19 protein-coding genes are annotated in these 17,190 nt (G+C 40.3%); 11 read left to right on the forward strand and 8 right to left on the reverse strand.

Annotated elements, in window-relative coordinates:
* Positions 1-14: 14 nt before the first annotated feature.
* The 4 genes from FTT91_RS01200 (at position 15) to FTT91_RS01215 (ending at position 3,626) form a co-directional block, all read left to right on the forward strand.
* Positions 15-665 (forward strand): hypothetical protein, encoded by a 651-nt coding sequence (locus FTT91_RS01200; RefSeq protein WP_180168825.1) that lies wholly within the window; start codon positions 15-17, stop codon positions 663-665.
* Positions 666-1,034: 369 nt separating this feature from the next.
* Complete coding sequence (gene mltB, locus FTT91_RS01205; RefSeq protein ID WP_131261569.1) at positions 1,035-2,036, forward strand: lytic murein transglycosylase B; 1,002 nt, start codon at positions 1,035-1,037, stop codon at positions 2,034-2,036.
* 294 nt (positions 2,037-2,330) lie between these two features.
* Entirely contained in the window at positions 2,331-2,939 is a 609-nt protein-coding gene (locus FTT91_RS01210; protein ID WP_004972798.1) for a septal ring lytic transglycosylase RlpA family protein, read from the forward strand.
* 231 nt (positions 2,940-3,170) lie between these two features.
* Entirely contained in the window at positions 3,171-3,626 is a 456-nt protein-coding gene (locus FTT91_RS01215) for a DUF962 domain-containing protein (RefSeq protein ID WP_004972797.1), read from the forward strand.
* A 34-nt stretch (positions 3,627-3,660) separates the two neighbouring features.
* Here FTT91_RS01215 and FTT91_RS01220 read toward each other — a convergent pair whose 3' ends face one another.
* The 3 genes from FTT91_RS01220 to rpsB form a co-directional block, all read right to left on the reverse strand.
* Positions 3,661-4,182 carry a DUF3465 domain-containing protein gene (locus FTT91_RS01220; RefSeq protein WP_004972795.1) on the reverse strand — a complete coding sequence of 174 codons (522 nt, stop codon included), beginning with the start codon at positions 4,180-4,182 and terminating at the stop codon, positions 3,661-3,663.
* A gap of 192 nt (positions 4,183-4,374) precedes the next feature.
* On the reverse strand, positions 4,375-5,250 hold the full coding sequence (tsf, locus tag FTT91_RS01225) for a translation elongation factor Ts (RefSeq protein WP_004972793.1): 876 nt from the start codon (positions 5,248-5,250) through the stop codon (positions 4,375-4,377).
* Between the two features lie 143 nt (positions 5,251-5,393).
* A complete protein-coding gene (gene rpsB, locus FTT91_RS01230) occupies positions 5,394-6,140 on the reverse strand; it encodes a 30S ribosomal protein S2 (protein ID WP_004972791.1) in 747 nt (248 codons plus the stop codon).
* 208 nt (positions 6,141-6,348) lie between these two features.
* On the opposite strand from rpsB, the gene map reads away from it, so the two are divergent.
* The 4 genes from map (at position 6,349) to FTT91_RS01250 (ending at position 10,596) form a co-directional block, all read left to right on the forward strand.
* Positions 6,349-7,176: a type I methionyl aminopeptidase gene (gene map, locus FTT91_RS01235; protein ID WP_004972787.1), complete on the forward strand. Its 828-nt coding sequence runs from the start codon at positions 6,349-6,351 to the stop codon at positions 7,174-7,176.
* Positions 7,177-7,517: 341 nt separating this feature from the next.
* Entirely contained in the window at positions 7,518-8,570 is a 1,053-nt protein-coding gene (locus FTT91_RS01240) for an OmpW family protein (RefSeq protein ID WP_180168826.1), read from the forward strand.
* A 194-nt stretch (positions 8,571-8,764) separates the two neighbouring features.
* A complete protein-coding gene (locus FTT91_RS01245) occupies positions 8,765-9,976 on the forward strand; it encodes an MFS transporter (RefSeq protein WP_180168827.1) in 1,212 nt (403 codons plus the stop codon).
* A 194-nt stretch (positions 9,977-10,170) separates the two neighbouring features.
* Positions 10,171-10,596 (forward strand): VOC family protein, encoded by a 426-nt coding sequence (locus tag FTT91_RS01250; RefSeq protein ID WP_180168828.1) that lies wholly within the window; start codon positions 10,171-10,173, stop codon positions 10,594-10,596.
* 132 nt (positions 10,597-10,728) lie between these two features.
* Here the strand turns inward: FTT91_RS01250 and sthA are convergent, their stop codons facing one another.
* Positions 10,729-12,144 carry a Si-specific NAD(P)(+) transhydrogenase gene (gene sthA, locus FTT91_RS01255; RefSeq protein WP_042068765.1) on the reverse strand — a complete coding sequence of 472 codons (1,416 nt, stop codon included), beginning with the start codon at positions 12,142-12,144 and terminating at the stop codon, positions 10,729-10,731.
* A gap of 287 nt (positions 12,145-12,431) precedes the next feature.
* Here sthA and lipA point away from each other — a divergent pair, with 287 nt between their 5' ends.
* Together lipA and FTT91_RS01265 are read left to right on the forward strand one after the other, a co-directional pair.
* Positions 12,432-13,445, forward strand: a complete 1,014-nt coding sequence (gene lipA, locus FTT91_RS01260) for a lipoyl synthase (protein WP_180168829.1) — start codon at positions 12,432-12,434, stop codon at positions 13,443-13,445.
* Positions 13,446-13,656: 211 nt separating this feature from the next.
* On the forward strand, positions 13,657-14,043 hold the full coding sequence (locus FTT91_RS01265; RefSeq protein ID WP_004972770.1) for a carboxymuconolactone decarboxylase family protein: 387 nt from the start codon (positions 13,657-13,659) through the stop codon (positions 14,041-14,043).
* A 77-nt stretch (positions 14,044-14,120) separates the two neighbouring features.
* Here FTT91_RS01265 and FTT91_RS01270 read toward each other — a convergent pair whose 3' ends face one another.
* Positions 14,121-14,381, reverse strand: a complete 261-nt coding sequence (locus FTT91_RS01270) for a hypothetical protein (protein WP_004972768.1) — start codon at positions 14,379-14,381, stop codon at positions 14,121-14,123.
* A gap of 206 nt (positions 14,382-14,587) precedes the next feature.
* On the opposite strand from FTT91_RS01270, the gene FTT91_RS01275 reads away from it, so the two are divergent.
* Positions 14,588-15,109 (forward strand): tetratricopeptide repeat protein, encoded by a 522-nt coding sequence (locus tag FTT91_RS01275; RefSeq protein WP_180168830.1) that lies wholly within the window; start codon positions 14,588-14,590, stop codon positions 15,107-15,109.
* A 59-nt stretch (positions 15,110-15,168) separates the two neighbouring features.
* Here the strand turns inward: FTT91_RS01275 and FTT91_RS01280 are convergent, their stop codons facing one another.
* The 3 genes from FTT91_RS01280 to FTT91_RS01290 form a co-directional block, all read right to left on the reverse strand.
* Complete coding sequence (locus FTT91_RS01280) at positions 15,169-15,807, reverse strand: DUF3592 domain-containing protein (protein ID WP_104852274.1); 639 nt, start codon at positions 15,805-15,807, stop codon at positions 15,169-15,171.
* Between the two features lie 102 nt (positions 15,808-15,909).
* Positions 15,910-16,491 carry a hypothetical protein gene (locus tag FTT91_RS01285; RefSeq protein WP_104852275.1) on the reverse strand — a complete coding sequence of 194 codons (582 nt, stop codon included), beginning with the start codon at positions 16,489-16,491 and terminating at the stop codon, positions 15,910-15,912.
* A gap of 40 nt (positions 16,492-16,531) precedes the next feature.
* On the reverse strand, positions 16,532-17,131 hold the full coding sequence (locus FTT91_RS01290) for a DUF3592 domain-containing protein (protein WP_104852276.1): 600 nt from the start codon (positions 17,129-17,131) through the stop codon (positions 16,532-16,534).
* Positions 17,132-17,190 lie beyond the last annotated feature (59 nt).

Below are 17,190 nucleotides of genomic sequence, written 5' to 3' on the forward strand. Positions count from 1 at the left end.
ATTGAGGTTGAACAATGCCATTTTTTGGATTCATTCCATCTGCAGAATTATTAAATACGATTGAAACTGCACAACAGAAAAAAAATTCAAGTGAGCCGCTGTACCCACTGCGCGACAAAACCGCATTAATGATTAATGAAGAAATCATTGATGCCATTTTAACCGAGTTGGTACGTCGTTTTCCTGCCAGCGATAAACGCGACACTGCCGAAAAACTTGCGGGCTTTGTCAAATCTACCGTTGCAGTACTCCTAAAACAATTATTAAGCAAAGCGCCAAATGATGTCGTGAAACAATCGATTGAATTTTCTGAGCGCAGTAGCTTTAAAGATGCAGCAGGCAATGCACGTGTAGGTGAAACGCTCGATGCAAGTCTAGTGACCAACCTGAAACACAACTATGCCGAAATTCAAGCAGGCAATGAAGTGAACAAAGCTGCTTTAACCGAACTATATAAACAGTTTGCAGAAGCGACGGTACGCCACTTTATGAGCGACTTTAACAAAACCCTCGATTTGGGCATGATTAAGCGTAAAGCAGCAGATATTGGCGCAGCAGCGGTAATTAAAGCTGTCCATATTGCGGTGGATAAAATCATCCCAAATTTAACCAAAGAGGAACTCTTGGTTTTAGCGGAATATCACGACACCTTATTCCATCATTAATATCAGTGGGTTTAACTCATAATGCGTTTTAAGCCCTTTTGTTGCATGTTAAGTGCAAAATGCCTGATTTTGATCAGGCATTTTTATATGCAATGCAATATCAGGATATGTCTGCAACTTTTGCACAATCAAGAATAACTTTTTGCACCTAGATTGAATTTTGTTACAAATCCTGCGCGCTTTTTACACATTCTTTGTCTATTTTTGTATAAGTTTTTGCAAACCAGTCACGCATGAATGCTATCTTAGCCGCTTACTTCGCTTTCGCAGTTTGGCCCCAATAGCGGCTTATTCTTCATATATAAGTAGCAACTTATTTACTGCATATAAATAAGTTGTGTAAATCATCAATTTGGAATTTTCCTCAATATGTTCAAACTTGATTTTTATAACAAACTAAAACGTCTTTCTTTACTCATTGGTGCATTTTCTATCACCAGTTTTTGTCTGGCCAATGATTTCCAAAATCATCCGTCTTATGCCAGTTTTAAACAAAAAACCATGCAGACCTATGGCTTGAGTGCAGCACAAGTCGATTGGGCGATGGAAGGCTCTAAAAACTTACCCAATATCATCAACATCATGAACCGCCCAGGCGAAAGTAAGCCTTGGTACGACTATAAAACCAATTTCCTTGCAGAAAGCACTATTCAGCGCGGTGTGCGCTTTAAACAACAATATGCAGACACGCTCAATCGTGCTGAACAGCAATTTGGTGTACCGCAATCCATTATTTTAGGGATTCTGGGTGTAGAAACAGGTTTTGGAAGCAATAAGGGCTCTTTTGTAACCCGTGATGCCCTTGCCACCTTAGGCTTTGGTTATGAACGTCGCGCGGAATACTTTAAAGATGAACTCGCAGCACTGATCGCATGGTCATATAAAGATGGTGTGCCAACTTCTTCAATTGTTGGTTCTTATGCAGGTGCTGTTGGTTATCCGCAGTTTATGCCTAGCAATATTCCAAAATTTGGGGTCGATTATGACGGCAACGGACATATTGATCTACGCAACTCGGCAGTCGATGCCATTGGCTCCATTGCAAACTACTTGGCACAACATGGCTGGCAGCGCAATCAACCCATTGCATTTGCTGCACGATATACAGGCAACAATCCTGACAGTGTCATTGCCAAAGATTTGACCCTGCCAACACCTTATGGGGTTTTAAAATCGCAAGGCGTGATGCCAATGAATCCAATTGTGCAAATAGATGACCTCGACTTGGTCAATGTCATTCAATTACAAGAAAATTATGGTCATATCTACTATATAACCTACCCAAATTTTCAGGTGATTACGACTTATAACCGTAGCCGTATGTATGCGACTGCACTGTGGTTATTGGGCACTGAAATTGCGAGTCGCTAAGTACAAATTTAAATACAAAACCAAAAAGTCAAGAAATATTTTTGACAATTTGATCACAAAACAAACTTTTTACATATAATGTTACAATATTGATTATTTTTTAATCAAATAGAGTTGGTTTTTGGTACTTTTTGTCATTATTTTCGTATAAAGACTAGACACCTTTGGTAAGGGATGAATATTATCCATTTCGTCAAATGTAGTCAAAAAAGTGAAATTACAGACAGGATTACCACTATTTCAATCAGTTAAGAGCGAAATAAGTTAAAAATTCTGTCTTCAGGAGTTCAAACCATGCATAGTTCACTTAAATACTTACTTGCACTTTCTGCAGCTGTTGCCCTAAGTCAGTCGCAAGCTGAAATGGTGCAATCATCATTCAATAATGATAATGAGTCATCTAGCCTTGCTGCACGTGTACTCAATAAAGAAGCTCAAAGTTTTAATTCACATTTCTCAAATTTAAACAGCCTTTCAATCACCGAACGTTCAGGCGACCAAATTCGTCGTCAAACGATTGCAGCGAAAATTGAAATTCCTGCAGAAGAGCCTTCAGTGATTGAGAAGTTAAACACTGTGGCTTCAAATACTGTACGTAAATTTAGCCAAACAGGTATGGCGTCTTGGTATGGTCGTCAATTCCACGGTCGTAAAACTGCAAGCGGTGAAACATTCGATATGAATGCAATGACCGCAGCACACCGTAGCCTACCGCTCAACTGTTATATTCGCGTGACCAATAAAAACAACGGCAAAAGCGTTGTTGTAAAAGTAAATGACCGTGGTCCGTTCCATGGCAACCGTGTACTTGATCTTTCTTACGGCGCTGCAAAACAATTGGGCATCACCAATGCAGGTACTGCCAAAGTAAGCATTGAGCGTATTGACGGTCCAAACTCTTAAGATTCGCTTACACGACTTCACATTTGACTTGAAAGCCACAGCAATGTGGCTTTTTTAATGCCTGTAAGATTTACAGTCATCCCATGCATGTCTGCACAAAGATGATCCACACAAATTTTGTTGCCACTTCATTTTGAAAATATGAATACTGTTTTGACCGCCTCACTGTTCTCAGTTATATTTTAGACAGTCAAACAATAACAACGGATGATCGGTCTACAGGAGTAGCACATGAAGACAGTAAGCGAGTGGCTAGATGAATACAGCGAGAGCCATCAAAATAAAACCAATAAATTAATTCACTGGGTGTGCGTACCTACGATCTTTTTTTCGATTGTCGGCATCTTGGCGCATTTCAGCGCTTTACTAACAACATTACTTCTGGTGCTCAGTTTTATTTTTTATGCACGTTTAGACTTGGTTCTTGCAGTTGCAATGGCAGCATTAATGCTGGTAATGGCATGGCTGATTTATGTTTTGCCTGTTGGAATGGGTTTTTATATCGCAATTTTTGTTTTGGCGTGGATTGGGCAGTTTTATGGTCACAAAGTTGAAGGGAAAAAGCCTTCATTCTTCAAAGACCTCCAATTCCTTCTCATTGGCCCAATTTGGTGCATGGATGCCTATTTAGGTAAAATCCTACCCTCTTGGAAAACACGTCGTAAAAACAGCATTATGAGCATTTAAACGCTATATCCTATTTTCGTTATCGGAAGAACCGTTATTGATAGGTTCTTCCTTGATGTTTTAACCATCCGCCCACGTGTTTATTTGCTGGATCATGATGCGTCCAGTGAATCACCCCACCCTTATCTGAGTATTCATATTCACCAAAAAACTCAACAGTATCACCTTTTGCAATATTGGTAATTCGTGGTGCAAGATCAATATTATGTGCAACCAATACAGTTTGCCCATTATTCAGTTTTAAAATAAATTTTTGATGACGTGAGCCTTCGTTGTCATCCGCTAACACTGCAATGACCTGCCCACTCGCACGGACTTGTAAATCGCTCTGTTTGCGCTCAAACGCACGTTCAATCAGCTGAACACCCTGAGCATCATCTTGCAGCGCATCTCGCTGTACGTCTAACTGCTCTTTTTCAGTTTGCGATGTGCGAGCAGTACTTGTAGATGGTGCATTTGATGTTTCAGACTGAAACTGCTGTAAATCTATGCCAAAAAATGCAGCAATTAGCACTACAATAATTGCGCCGATGCTTAAATTCTTTTTATTTGCCATATAACCTTCTTGTTCTGATTCCACCCTATACGATTAAGTCAATTATTCGTAACATACTGATTTAAAATTAATATCTTTAATCTTCATCTCAATATTTATGCCACGATTGCATATTGCCAAAATCTATATTCACAAAAAAGCCCCAAAATAAATTGGGGCTTTCCTTACAAAATATTTTACCTTAAGTAAAAATTATTTTGCAGCAGCTTGAGCAGCAGCAACTTCTTCAGCGAAGCTCATTTCTGCTTTTTTCTCAATACCTTCGCCTACTTCGAAACGAACGAATTGAGCAACAGTTGTACCAGTTGCTTTTAATACTTCAGCAACTTTCTTCTCGTTGTCAATTACGTACATTTGACGATCAAGCGCAACTTCGTTCAAGTATTTTTCAACTGAACCAGTTACCATCTTCTCTACGATGTTTGCAGGCTTACCAGATTCAACTGCTTTCGCTTCTGCAATTTCTTTCTCTTTAGCGATAAGATCAGCAGGAACTTGTTCAGCAGTAACAGCAACTGGGTTGAATGCAGCAACGTGCATTGCAATACCTTTACCAGTCGCAGCATCACCTGTGTAAGAAACAACAACACCGATTTTTAAACCGTGCTTGTACACAGCAAGGTTTTCACCTTCAACGATTTGTGCACGACGAACTTGGATGTTTTCACCAATTTTTTGAACAAGTGCAACACGTGTTTCTTCAACAGTTGCGCCATCTTCAAGTTTAAGTTCAGCAATTTTAGCAGCATCAGTTTCATTTGCAGCAAGTGCAGCAGCAGCAACTTTCGCAGAGAAACCAGCAAAGTTTTCGTCTTTTGCAACGAAGTCAGTTTGACAGTTTACTTCTAAAAGAATCGCTTTGTTGCCTTCTTGAACGATTGTGATTGCACCGTCAGCAGCAATGTTACCTGCTTTTTTAGCAGCTTTTGCTTGACCAGATTTACGAAGGTTGTCAATCGCTAATTCGATGTCACCGCCCGCTTCTGTTAATGCTTTTTTACATTCCATCATTGCTAGACCAGTACGATCACGCAATTCTTTAACCATGCTTGCTGTAACTGCAGTCATGTTTATCTCCTAAAATCGGTAGAAAATGAATTCTTTTTTTAACAGAAACGGCCCAGAGGGTGTCTCTTGGGCCGTCTGCATACATGACGCTTACTTTGCCACCATCACATGTCGCAAAAATGACAAGCTTACGTCAAAACGCATTAAGCCTCAGAAGCAGGAGCTTCTTCGCCTTTTGCTTGAGCATTGGCTTGAGTTTGAGCGTATTCTTTACCAGCAATGATCGCATCAGCCATTGAAGAAGCGTAAAGTGTTACTGCACGGATCGCATCGTCGTTACCCGGAATAACGTAGTCTACGTTGTCTGGGTTAGAGTTTGTATCAACGATACCGATTACAGGAATACCTAAGTTTTTCGCTTCTTTAATTGCAATTGCTTCGTGATCAACGTCAATTACGAATAATGCGTCAGGTAAACCACCCATGTTTTTCACACCGCCTAAAGCGCGCTCAAGTTTTTCCATTTCACGGCTACGCTCTAAAGCTTCACGTTTAGTAAGCTTAGCAAAAGTACCGTCAGTAGACTGAACTTGAAGATCTTTTAAACGGCTGATAGATTGGCGAAGTGTTTTCCAGTTCGTCAACATACCACCTAACCAACGGTGATCTACATACGGTTGACCAGCGCGTTGAGCTTGTTCACGGATGATTGCAGAAGCAGCACGTTTTGTACCAACGAACAAAACTTTGTTCTTTTTGCTAGCCAATTGGTTTGCAAAGTTCAAAGCATCATTTAACGCAGGAACAGTGTGTTCAAGGTTGATGATGTGAATTTTGTTACGCGCACCAAAGATGTATTGACGCATCTTTGGGTTCCAGAAACGTGTTTGGTGACCAAAGTGTGCGCCAGCTTGAAGAAGGTCGCGCATGCTTACGTTGTAATCTGCCATTTTCTTTACCTTAAATGTTTGGGTTAGGCCTCCATATATCCGCATTCTCCACCCCAAAGGGCACCCAGAGTAATGTGACGATATATGTGCGGATTTTTAATTTCCCTTTTACCAAGCTCTTTGAAACATATTCATAAAAAGCATTTGATAAAATGGGCGGCTATTTATACCATAGTCACACACAAATTTCCAAAAGTTTTTAAAGATCATGAACACAACTTATCAAGCACCTCGTCGACTCATCAAAACCGCAGAAGATATTGAAAAAATGCGCGTGGCAGGACGACTGGCGGCAGAAGTTTTGGAGATGATCAAAGCACACGTTAAACCAGGCGTTACTACGCTCGAACTGGATACGATTTGCCATGACTATATTGTCAATCAACAACAAGCTATTCCTGCCTGCTTAGGTTATGGTGCTGCTCCGGGTCGTCCAGCATTCCAACACACCATTTGCACATCGGTTAACCATGTGGTTTGTCACGGTATTCCGTCAGAAAGTAAAGTGCTGAAGAAAGGCGATATTTTAAATATTGATGTCACAGTCATTAAAGATGGTTTCCACGGCGATACCAATATGATGTATATCGTGGGTGGTGAAACTTCCATTTTAGCCAATCGTTTATGCAAAGTTGCCCAAGAAGCGATGTATCGCGGTATGGCAACCGTTAAACCCGGTTCAACCATTGGTGATATTGGTCATGCGATTCAAAAATATGTTGAATCTGAACGCTTTAGTGTCGTGCGTGAATATTGCGGTCATGGTATTGGGACGACCTTCCACGATGAGCCACAAGTATTGCACTATGGTCAAGCCAACACAGGCATGATTTTAGAAGAAGGTATGACTTTTACCATTGAACCAATGGTCAATGCAGGCGTATGGCAAACCAAATTACTTGGCGATAAATGGACAGTGGTGACCAAAGACCACAAATTATCGGCACAGTTTGAACACACCATTTTGGTCACCAAAGATGGCTTGGAAGTGCTGACTGCCCGCCCTGATGAAGATTTATCACGCTTTACTGCATAACGTGTTTGCAGCCAAAATCTGTCATTGGCTAAAAATTTAACCCGTATGTCAAAAAGATCAGTTCCGACTGGTCTTTTTTATTAATTTCAACGCATACAATTTCTATAAAATCTTTTTATTTCAAACCAATAGAACTTTAAAGCCATCCAATAAAACAAGCATTTTCACGTATTCAACAGTTTTGGATTTAACAAAACACCTGCACACTTTTCCAGTTATTCACAAAAGTTTAAAAAAATATCTTGTAAAAACAACAGTTTTATTTTTCCAGCCCATTTCATAATGCCTTGCATAACAATGCCGTAAATAACAACAAGCAAAATTGGACATGGAGTTCCACAATGAAAAAAACACTATGCTGTTTGGCACTGAGTAGTTTGCCAGTCATTAGTTATGCCAACTCACCTTATTTTAGTTTAAAAGATGGTGATGGTTTTAAACGCTTTTCTGTTTCGGTAGGTGCGCTGCACGTTATGCCACAAGGTAAAGCACAACCTTTTCGGGTCAATACAGCCATCCACAATGGCTACACAGCGGATGTCGGTGAGGTTCAATCGCAAACTGTAAAAGATAATTTACGTGACGGTTTTGAGCCACCCATATTATTAAGCGGAGCATTAAATTTGCTGCCTACCGTGCCTGCCAACATGAGTGGACAAGCCACAATTTCAGGTTTGGAACAATGGGATAATCCCGGTACAGGTTTAGAAGCAGATGATGTCACTACACTGGGTATCATCAGTAACTATTTCTTTACTGATAATATTTCCTTTGAAGTCAAAGGCGGCATTCCACCTAAAGTTGATTTGCAAGGCAAAGGGAAAATTTATGCACCCTTCTCCGCAATTGCACGTCCATTAGGCGGTGCGTTGGGTGAGCTAGAATTACAAAACGATATTTTCATTACCGATTTAGCAGCACATGGCACTGCTGCTTCTGCCCGAGCATGGACTCCAGCGTTTGAGTTTCAATACCATTTTGGTAAAACAGGTGTGAATAAATTCCGTCCTTATGTCGGTGTCGGATTAATGTACGCTTATTTTAATGAATTAGAAATTAACCCACGCACTGAACAAGATCTGATTGCCGCAGGTCACATGATTGCCAATATTAAAGAAGGAAAATCAGGCGCATCTTTAGAAGGCAAACCAAGTTCAGCCAACCCAAAAGTTGAATTAGACGCCACCGATGCCTTTGCGCCCGTTGCAACCGTAGGTTTTACCTATGACTTTAATGAAAAATGGTTTGCGGTCGGTTCTGTATCTTATGCACATCTTAAAAACGAAACCACCATTACTGTGACCGATGCTAAACACGGCGAACTCATTCACTCCAAAGCCGATATTGAAGTGAATCCGATTATTGCATACGCAGGTTTTGGGATGCGCTTTTAAGCTCTAATTTTACTTTTCCACTTTCAACTAAATTTAAGACGGCTACGGTCGTCTTATTTTTTCTTGCACTTTTTAATTAAAGTAATCGCTTCAATCTTAATAACTAAATTTTATCATTTGATGAATTTTATTTTATCGCGATCTTAAGCTGAATCGACTACCATAGCAGTCTGTATGCTGTTGTTGGATGCTTTATGTTGAATGCTCAATTTTCCAAACCTCTAATTTATATGTTAATTGGAAGCGCCATTATTTTGGCATTATCGCTTGGGGTTCGGCATGCATTTGGTTTGTATTTGGTGCCTATGAGCCATGAATTTGGCTGGGGACATAATGTCTTTAGTTTAGCCATTGCCATGCAAAACCTAATTTGGGGTGCAGTCCAACCCATCACAGGTGCTTTTGCAGACAAATACGGTAGTAAAATTGTAGTTGCAGTTGGTGGCGCACTGTATGCACTCGGCTTATTGCTCATGGCCGTCAGCTCGACAGGCTTATTGCTAAATGTAAGTGTGGGTTTAATTTTAGGTTTGGCACTTTCTGCAACCTCTTTCCCTGTGCTACTTTCTGCAGTAGGTCGCGCTGCTCCTCCAGAAAAGCGTAGCCTTGCAATGGGTATTGCCAGTGCTGCAGGCTCGTTTGGGCAATTTATCATGTTGCCATCGACCTTATTGTTATTACAAAGTGTAGGTTGGTCGGGCGCATTAATTGTCAGTGCGATTTTAATTGTCTTGATTGTTCCTTTGGCATGGATGCTCAAAGCACCCATGTATCAAAACCCTAATGCAAGTTCAGTCAGCCAACCCGCTTTAGGCTTTAAGCAGGTTTTGGTGATTGCCAAAAACCATAAACCCTTTTGGTTTTTAGCTTTGGGCTTTTTTGTCTGTGGTTTTCAAGTGGTTTTTATTGGGATTCACTTACCTAGCTACTTAATTGATCATGGCTTTAATGCAACCACAGGCACAGTTTTTCTAGCACTCGTGGGCTTATTTAATATTGTAGGCACCTATACGGCGGGTTGGTTAGGCGGTCGCTATTCCAAATCGCATTTGCTAATGTGGCTTTACGGACTACGCGGCATTGCCATTATCGCCTTTTTAATCCTGCCTTTAAGCATCTGGACAATTTATGCATTCGGGATCATTATGGGTTTATTGTGGTTATCTACAGTGCCTTTGACCAATGGTATTGTGGCAAATATGTTTGGGATTAAGTACCTGACCATGCTCAGCGGCATTGTGTTTTTCACACACCAAGTCGGCTCATTTTTTGGTGGATGGCTTGGCGGTTTAAATCACGATCTGACAGGTAACTATAATGCAATCTGGATTGTTTCTATTGCTTTAAGTGCGTTTGCGGTCTTGGTCCATTTTTGGGTAGATGAGGAGCACGTCATTCATGATTAATTCTTTATTGAATTTTAAAGTATTGCTCACACTTGCCATCACTGCCCTTTTTGGCTTATCGATCTTTTTATGGATGCAAACGCCACAACTATTCGAATATTTTAATCAGGCGTTTTGTGCGCATTAAAACCCAATCTCTAAAATATTAAGTCTATTTTGCTATTCAAAATTCCGCTTTAGACATGGAGCGTCTTATGCAGATTCAATTGCATCGTGGAAGACTGATTGACCATATTCATCTTGTGGTGAATGACCTTGAGGCAAGTCGGGCATTTTATACCGCCATCTTAGCGATGTTGGATATTCCAGTTATCGGGACTGCCAATGATCACTTTTGGGCAGATGAACTCTTTATCTCCTCAGTAAAAAGTCCTGCCGCACAAGGCATACTCACTGGGCGTCATCATCTCGCCTTTCAAGCTAAAAATCGTGAAATGGTCAATGCTTTCTATCTTGCAGCATTGGCACATGGCGGCAAGTGCAATGGCAAACCTGATGAACGTGCTTATCATCCTGGTTATTATGCAGCTTATGTACTTGATCCTGATGGTAACAATATTGAAGCTGTCTTTCATGGCGAAGCGCCACGCAGTGCGGCATCAGTCATAATTGATATTTAACGCTCAATGTTCCACAAATCAACTTTCCCTCAATGCATAAATTTCCTTACAGCAAGTCAATAAAAAAACACCCCACAAGAATGATCTTATGGGGTGTTCTAAATTTTGTATTTTGCAGTCAGCAGAATCTGCTTAAAACAAACGATTCATTCCATTCAGGGTCGCCACACGGTAAGCTTCCGCCATGGTTGGATAGTTGAATGTGGTTTCCACAAAATACTTAATGGTATTGTTCGGGCTGTTCATCACCGCCTGACCAATATGGATAATCTCAGCCGCATTATTACCAAAGCAATGCACACCCAATACTTCTAAAGTGTCACGGTGGAATAAAATCTTCAATTCACCCACTGTATCACCCGTAATTTGCGCACGTGCCAAATGACGGAAAGATGCCTGACCAACTTCATAAGGAATTTTTTCTTCCGTCAATTCCTGTTCAGTTTTACCAATCGAAGAAATTTCTGGAATGGTATAAATACCTGTTGGAATATCGGTCACAGGCGCAACATTTTCTTCGCCGCTCATATTTGCACCCGCGCAACGACCTTGGTCATAGGCAGCAGATGCCAACGAAGGCCAACCAATCACATCGCCCGCAGCATAAATATTCTCTACTTCGGTTTGATATTGATCATTCACCGTTAATTGACCACGGCTGTTTGGTTTAAGTTCTACGTTTTCTAAACCTAAACCATCGGTATTACCTGAACGTCCGTTACACCACAAAATCGCATCGGCTTTGATTTTCTTGCCACTTTGCAAATATAAAACCACGTGATCATCAAAAGTTTCTAAATGATCAATTTGCTCATTGTGGCGAATCAGCACCCCTTGCGCACGCAAGTGATATGACAAGGCATCTGAAATTTCATCATCCAAATAGCTGAGCAATTTGTGCTGAGTATTAATCAAATCAACTTTATGATCTAAACCAATGAAGATGGATGCATATTCACAACCAATCACACCCGCGCCATAAATAATAATTTTTTGAATCGAGAAATCCAAATCCAAAATTTTGTCTGAATCAAATACACGTGGATGGTTGAAATCCAACATTTCTGGACGATATGGACGGCTACCTGTCGCAATCACAATTTGCTGACACATAATGGTTTCTTTAATGCCATCTGCACCAAATACCAAGACCGTATTTTTATCTTGGATATAAGCACGACCATGATAAATCGCAATTTCATTACGGTCATAAAAGCGAGAGTGCGTTTCAACTTGCTGCTGAATAACTTTATGCGCACTTTGCAACACTTGCTTCATGGTGAACTGACGCCAATCGCCCATTTTTTTAAACATTGGGTCACGGCGATAACGGATAATATTCGACACTGTCTGACGCAATGCTTTACTTGGAATGGTACCCACATGGGTACAGTTACCGCCAAGCTGCTCACGAACATCTACAATCGCAACACGCTTACCAGATTTGGCAAGTTTCATTGCCGCGCCTTCACCCGCAGGGCCTGAACCGAGAACAACCGCATCGTACTTCACGAAAGTTCCACTAACGACCTCTTTTTTACGTGGCATTCAACGCTCCTTTTCTTTAAATCTGTCTTTTCAATGGGCTATATTATGACGTAAATCTTTTGAATTTTCTGTATTTACTGTGCATATATTACGTGATAACCACATTTTTTATATGAATATCGTTTTTACCCAATTTAAGCACAATTTCGTTATAATAACCGTCTTATGATGAAGTTAAGGTGACATTTTACTTTTGCACTTAGATTCGGTTTAATCAGACTCTATTTCACGTAAAATCTAGCCTACACTAAATCTCTCCCCTTTCAAAAACAGTGGAAAAGTTGAATATGTCTGCAAACCGTAAACCAGAACAGGGTGTCAAACTTCGTGGTGCTGAAAAAGTCGCACGTATTCCTGTAAAAGTTGTTCCTACGGTTGAAACGCCTCGTAAACCTGACTGGATTCGGGTCAAAATGACGGCACCAGAAGAAGTTCAACGTATTAAAACCACTTTGCGTCAGCAAAAATTGCACACCGTTTGTGAAGAAGCCGCTTGTCCAAACCTTCCAGAATGCTTTGGTGGTGGTACAGCAACCTTTATGATCATGGGTGATATTTGTACCCGTCGCTGCCCGTTCTGTGATGTTGCGCATGGTCGTCCAAATGCACTAGATCCTGAAGAACCTCGTCACATGGCAGAAACCATTGCCAACTTAGGCTTAAAATATGCCGTGATCACCTCTGTAGACCGTGATGACTTGTTAGATGGTGGTGCACAACATTTTGTCGATTGTATTAAAGAAGCCCGCTCTTTAAGCCCAAATACGTTGTTAGAAATTTTGGTGCCAGACTTCCGTGGTCGTATGGATATTGCACTACGCATTATGACCGAATGTCCGCCAGATGTTTTTAACCACAACATTGAAACTGTGCCACGCTTATATAAAGCCATGCGTCCGGGTTCAGACTATCAGCACTCTTTGAACTTGCTGAAAATGTTTAAAGAATATTGCCCAGATATTCCAACCAAATGCGGTTTGATGGTAGGTATTGGAGAATCTGAAGAAGAAGTTATTGCACTGTTAGATGATCTTAAAGCGCACGATGTAGATTATGTGACCATTGGTCAATATTTACAGCCATCTAAAGAACATGCGCCAATTAACCGCTTTGTAACACCTGAAGAATTTGAGCGTTATACAGCGCATGGTCAAAAGTTAGGTTTTAAAAATATTTGGGCTGCGCCAATGGTACGTTCAAGTTATTTTGCAGACCGTCAATATTATGGTGAACCTGTACCAACAGTACGTCGTAAAGCCGACCCTGCTAAAAAAATTAGCGTGCAAACCATTGAAGCTTAACACTCGCTTATTTCAAAATTTGCGATAAAGCTAAAACAGCCCCGACTTTATGTTCGGGGTTTTTTATACCTTGTGGATATATTAAAAATAGATAGATGTGAATATTTTTTGATGGTCTACGACCAAGTGCGCATGGTGTCATCGCCATAAATTGTTAATCTATGCACTTAATCTATACACCGAGCTCAAACAATAAAACAGGGATAGTAAAATGTCACAACAAGACTATGACAATGGCTTAAAAGTTCGCACTGAAGTCATGGGCGAAAGCTTTGTAAAACGCGCACAGGACAACACTGTACCATTTACCCAACCTTTGCAGGACTGGATTAATGAACATGCATGGGGTTCAACTTGGCAACGTGAAGGTGTGTTACCACGCAAATATCGTTCCTTAATTACTATCGCCTTTTTAACTGCTTTAAAAAGCCCGACAGAGCTTAAAGGACATATTCGTGGTGCGCTAAATAACGGGGCAAGTGTCGAAGAAATTCAGGAAGTCTTGTTACACAGCTTGCCTTATTGTGGCGCACCTGCAACTCAGGAAGCTTTTCGCGCAGCGTTGGAAGTTTTGGCAGAACATACTGCAAATACTTAAACGCAATCTAAATCAAAAAATATAAACGCTCGACATTTCACTAAAACTATTTGGTGAAATGTCGGTAGAGTTGAGTTTTAAATCCAATACACATTAAAGCTATAAAAGAACTCATTTAACTCAAAGCGCACCTGATAACCCAAATCAGTCAGCTGTGCCGATAAATTTCGAATATCTTCTAAAGGTAAATGTTTTGGCAGCACAGTAAAAACTGCGGTATTGCCCTGCTTGGCATTCTCTTCGATTAAAGACGCCAAACGCTGCTTATATAATTCAATATCTAGCTTGGCATGATCTGAATAAACTTTTGCTTGTTCAGCAGTTAAAAAATTTGCCATCTTATTGTTCTCATTATGACCATGTTTAACATTCAGCATATTGAAACTTGACGATATGGCTCAAGTGATTTTTTGTTATTGTCTGCATAAACGCATGATCAATTAACCCTAATTTTTTAAAAAAAATCACACCGAAGATGGCTTTTTCGCAGCAGACCTTTTAGGCTATCGCACAATCTTATGTTGTAATTTTGCTGGATGACATTATGTCAGAATCTGTTTCAATCTCCCCTGCGCTAATGAACCGCGCCATTGCAGGACAAGCCGATGCCCAATTTGAAGTGGCGGTGCTGTATATGCAAAGCGATTTTAATGAAGATATTGAATTTGCCGAACAATGGGCGCTCAAAGCTGCCGCAAACGGACATATCGAAGCCATGTATTGGCTTGGTGAAGGCTATACCGTATATGCCAAAGATGTTCTAGAAGATGACCCTGAAGATGCCAAACAACATTTTGAAGATGCTTTTGTCTGGCTCAAAAAAGCCAGTGATGCACAACACCCTGCCGCTATTTTAGAGTTGGCAGGCTACTACCGTCGTGGTGATGTGGTTGAACAAGATGTCGCTCGCTCTATTGAATTGGTGGAGCAAGCAGCAACACTGGGCGATGTCCAAGCCATGCGTGATATTTCGTTTATTTATGCCAATGGTTTAGGTATAGATGCCAATGAAGAAAAAGCCGATTACTGGACTGAAAAAGCAGAAGCTGCTGAGAAAACTGAATAAGAAATAAGCCGAGTATTTACTACTCGGCTTTTTTAAATCTATCTTATAAATGCACATATTTAACCTGAATGAGCTTTGTATGCTTGCTGCTCATGCATGGTATTTTTTGGGCTAACCGCTTTGACATTATAGGGTAACCCCATAAAAGCCTGATCCTGTTTCTCTTTCCAACGCTTCCAAATAGGATACATTTTGACAAGAAATGTGAGCAGTGCTGCGCCCCCCATAAAATCATAAAAATGTCCAACGGTGATACCGTACCCTTTAAACATCATCATTTGTGCAGCATCACCGCTGAGTAATGAATGAAATCCCAAAATAAGACCAATGGGGACAATCAATAGACCAGTCAGCACCAGCAATAAAATATTACGCTGCTCAAGTTCTTTTTCTGTCATTGCTATAGGCAGCTCTGGATGCACCACCAAATTGACAATTTCACCTTCTTTGTATTGCTGCGGTGCGGATGCATCTCCTTGTAGCTGCCACGTCTGTCCTTTATGTGGATATTCAATCACAGGAAGCTGTACTGTATAGCTACCCCCACCTTTAGGTCGCTGCATGGTTTTTTCTTCAAGAGCCACCACACGTCCAATTACCTTGAGCCCATGTTGCTTAAAAAATTGATTTTGCTTTTTTACCCAAATCACCAAAGTAAGTAAGCCGCAAAAAATAAGCGCAAATAAAATATAAGTCATTGTTCATTCTTCTTTTGTTGAGTTGATCTAGATTCTTTTTTATATATTGTCAATTTCTCCGTCTTAATCAGGCTGCTCTCGTCATTTCTCTTGACTCCTGTGCTATTGATCGACCAAATCCGTGTTTTTCTCCAATGGTATGCCAGTTAAAGCAATTTTAAAGATTTCAGAAAATGCGGATGCTGCTTTAATAACAGCGATAAAAAACATGATAGAAAAAAACAGCTCTGCATAAAACATTGGATGAGCCACTGAAATTTTGGCAAGCTCAATACCATCTTTAAAATACACATTTGCCACCACTAAACCAACAATACAGGTCACAAGACCAATCGCAGTGAAGATATAGCCCACTGCTTTTATTTCCTCAATAAAATGTACGGTCATTGCCGTGTCTAAATGAGATTGAAAAACATAAATTTCAATATTTTGGTTCATTTTTACAGGTGTCATTTGCCCCGAAAATTGATCAACAAAACGACGTTTCTGTGCTTGAAATTGATATTCAATGATCGGAAGTCGGCGACTCGAATCCTTTGTTTCAGATGAAAAATCGACAATACGTCCGTAAATTTTTATCCCGTGTTGCTGAAAAAATGTATTACGCCATAAAATCATAGCGCCAACAAAGGTAAAACAAGCACCGACAAAAAAGACTCCAATAAATGTGATTATTTCAAGCATTGACCTCCCTCCACTCGTTCATTTTCGAAGCACTACATTTTTATATCGAATGGTCTGATCCCTGTTCTAGGCAAATTGCATTATCAGTTAAGCCCCATTTTTTTGTCGCATTGGGCAAGTTGAACATCCATAAAAGGTTTTCACGCTGCCAAAACAAAGTAAAAAACATCACGATAGCAATCACGCCCATCCCGATAAAAAACTTTTCGTCCAATAAACTGATTTTAATGTCGTTAAAATTATCGATGATTAAATGCAGACCTAAACCATTAAAAAGCAGACCTAAACCTAAACAAATAAAAATTAAAATATGACCATCTCTCAGATCTGGCTCACTTCGAACCAAACTCGGATGCTCAGGCTTGAAATGTAATCTGACAAAAGCATCTGTATTTTGATTGTATTGGCGGACGTCATATTCTGCTTCGTATTGCCAAGTTTTACCCTGAAAAACATAGTGAATAATGGGTCGATGTACAATACGCTGGGTTTTACTTGAACTGAATTTTCGAATCTGAATATCGACTATACGTCCCTGCACTTCAATCACATTACTTTTAAAATACTGTGACTGTTGATACAGCACCCATGCTAAAAATAGTGTGCCCATCCCAACCAAGAAAAAAACCAAGCTAATCATGGCTGACGTCCTTATTTTTTAATTTTTAGAACGGCTATAAAAATAGATTAGATTTTGTC

This window comes from Acinetobacter sp. YH12021 (genome assembly GCF_013420145.1).
GTDB lineage: Bacteria > Pseudomonadota > Gammaproteobacteria > Pseudomonadales > Moraxellaceae > Acinetobacter > Acinetobacter towneri.

What these genes read in the sequence shown, in the direction of transcription:
- FTT91_RS01200 (WP_180168825.1), top strand. Translation starts at nt 15, where the DNA reads ATGCCATTTTTTGGATTCATTCCATCTGCAGAATTATTAAATACGATT.
- FTT91_RS01280 (WP_104852274.1), bottom strand. Translation starts at nt 15,807, where the DNA reads ATGACTTATATTTTATTTGCGCTTATTTTTTGCGGCTTACTTACTTTG.
- FTT91_RS01210 (WP_004972798.1), top strand. Translation starts at nt 2,331, where the DNA reads ATGCATAGTTCACTTAAATACTTACTTGCACTTTCTGCAGCTGTTGCC.
- FTT91_RS01290 (WP_104852276.1), bottom strand. Translation starts at nt 17,131, where the DNA reads ATGATTAGCTTGGTTTTTTTCTTGGTTGGGATGGGCACACTATTTTTA.
- lipA (WP_180168829.1), top strand. Translation starts at nt 12,432, where the DNA reads ATGTCTGCAAACCGTAAACCAGAACAGGGTGTCAAACTTCGTGGTGCT.
- FTT91_RS01275 (WP_180168830.1), top strand. Translation starts at nt 14,588, where the DNA reads ATGTCAGAATCTGTTTCAATCTCCCCTGCGCTAATGAACCGCGCCATT.
- FTT91_RS01245 (WP_180168827.1), top strand. Translation starts at nt 8,765, where the DNA reads ATGTTGAATGCTCAATTTTCCAAACCTCTAATTTATATGTTAATTGGA.
- FTT91_RS01270 (WP_004972768.1), bottom strand. Translation starts at nt 14,381, where the DNA reads ATGGCAAATTTTTTAACTGCTGAACAAGCAAAAGTTTATTCAGATCAT.
- FTT91_RS01240 (WP_180168826.1), top strand. Translation starts at nt 7,518, where the DNA reads ATGAAAAAAACACTATGCTGTTTGGCACTGAGTAGTTTGCCAGTCATT.
- FTT91_RS01220 (WP_004972795.1), bottom strand. Translation starts at nt 4,182, where the DNA reads ATGGCAAATAAAAAGAATTTAAGCATCGGCGCAATTATTGTAGTGCTA.
- FTT91_RS01285 (WP_104852275.1), bottom strand. Translation starts at nt 16,491, where the DNA reads ATGCTTGAAATAATCACATTTATTGGAGTCTTTTTTGTCGGTGCTTGT.
- FTT91_RS01215 (WP_004972797.1), top strand. Translation starts at nt 3,171, where the DNA reads ATGAAGACAGTAAGCGAGTGGCTAGATGAATACAGCGAGAGCCATCAA.
- map (WP_004972787.1), top strand. Translation starts at nt 6,349, where the DNA reads ATGAACACAACTTATCAAGCACCTCGTCGACTCATCAAAACCGCAGAA.
- FTT91_RS01265 (WP_004972770.1), top strand. Translation starts at nt 13,657, where the DNA reads ATGTCACAACAAGACTATGACAATGGCTTAAAAGTTCGCACTGAAGTC.
- mltB (WP_131261569.1), top strand. Translation starts at nt 1,035, where the DNA reads ATGTTCAAACTTGATTTTTATAACAAACTAAAACGTCTTTCTTTACTC.
- sthA (WP_042068765.1), bottom strand. Translation starts at nt 12,144, where the DNA reads ATGCCACGTAAAAAAGAGGTCGTTAGTGGAACTTTCGTGAAGTACGAT.
- tsf (WP_004972793.1), bottom strand. Translation starts at nt 5,250, where the DNA reads ATGACTGCAGTTACAGCAAGCATGGTTAAAGAATTGCGTGATCGTACT.
- rpsB (WP_004972791.1), bottom strand. Translation starts at nt 6,140, where the DNA reads ATGGCAGATTACAACGTAAGCATGCGCGACCTTCTTCAAGCTGGCGCA.
- FTT91_RS01250 (WP_180168828.1), top strand. Translation starts at nt 10,171, where the DNA reads ATGCAGATTCAATTGCATCGTGGAAGACTGATTGACCATATTCATCTT.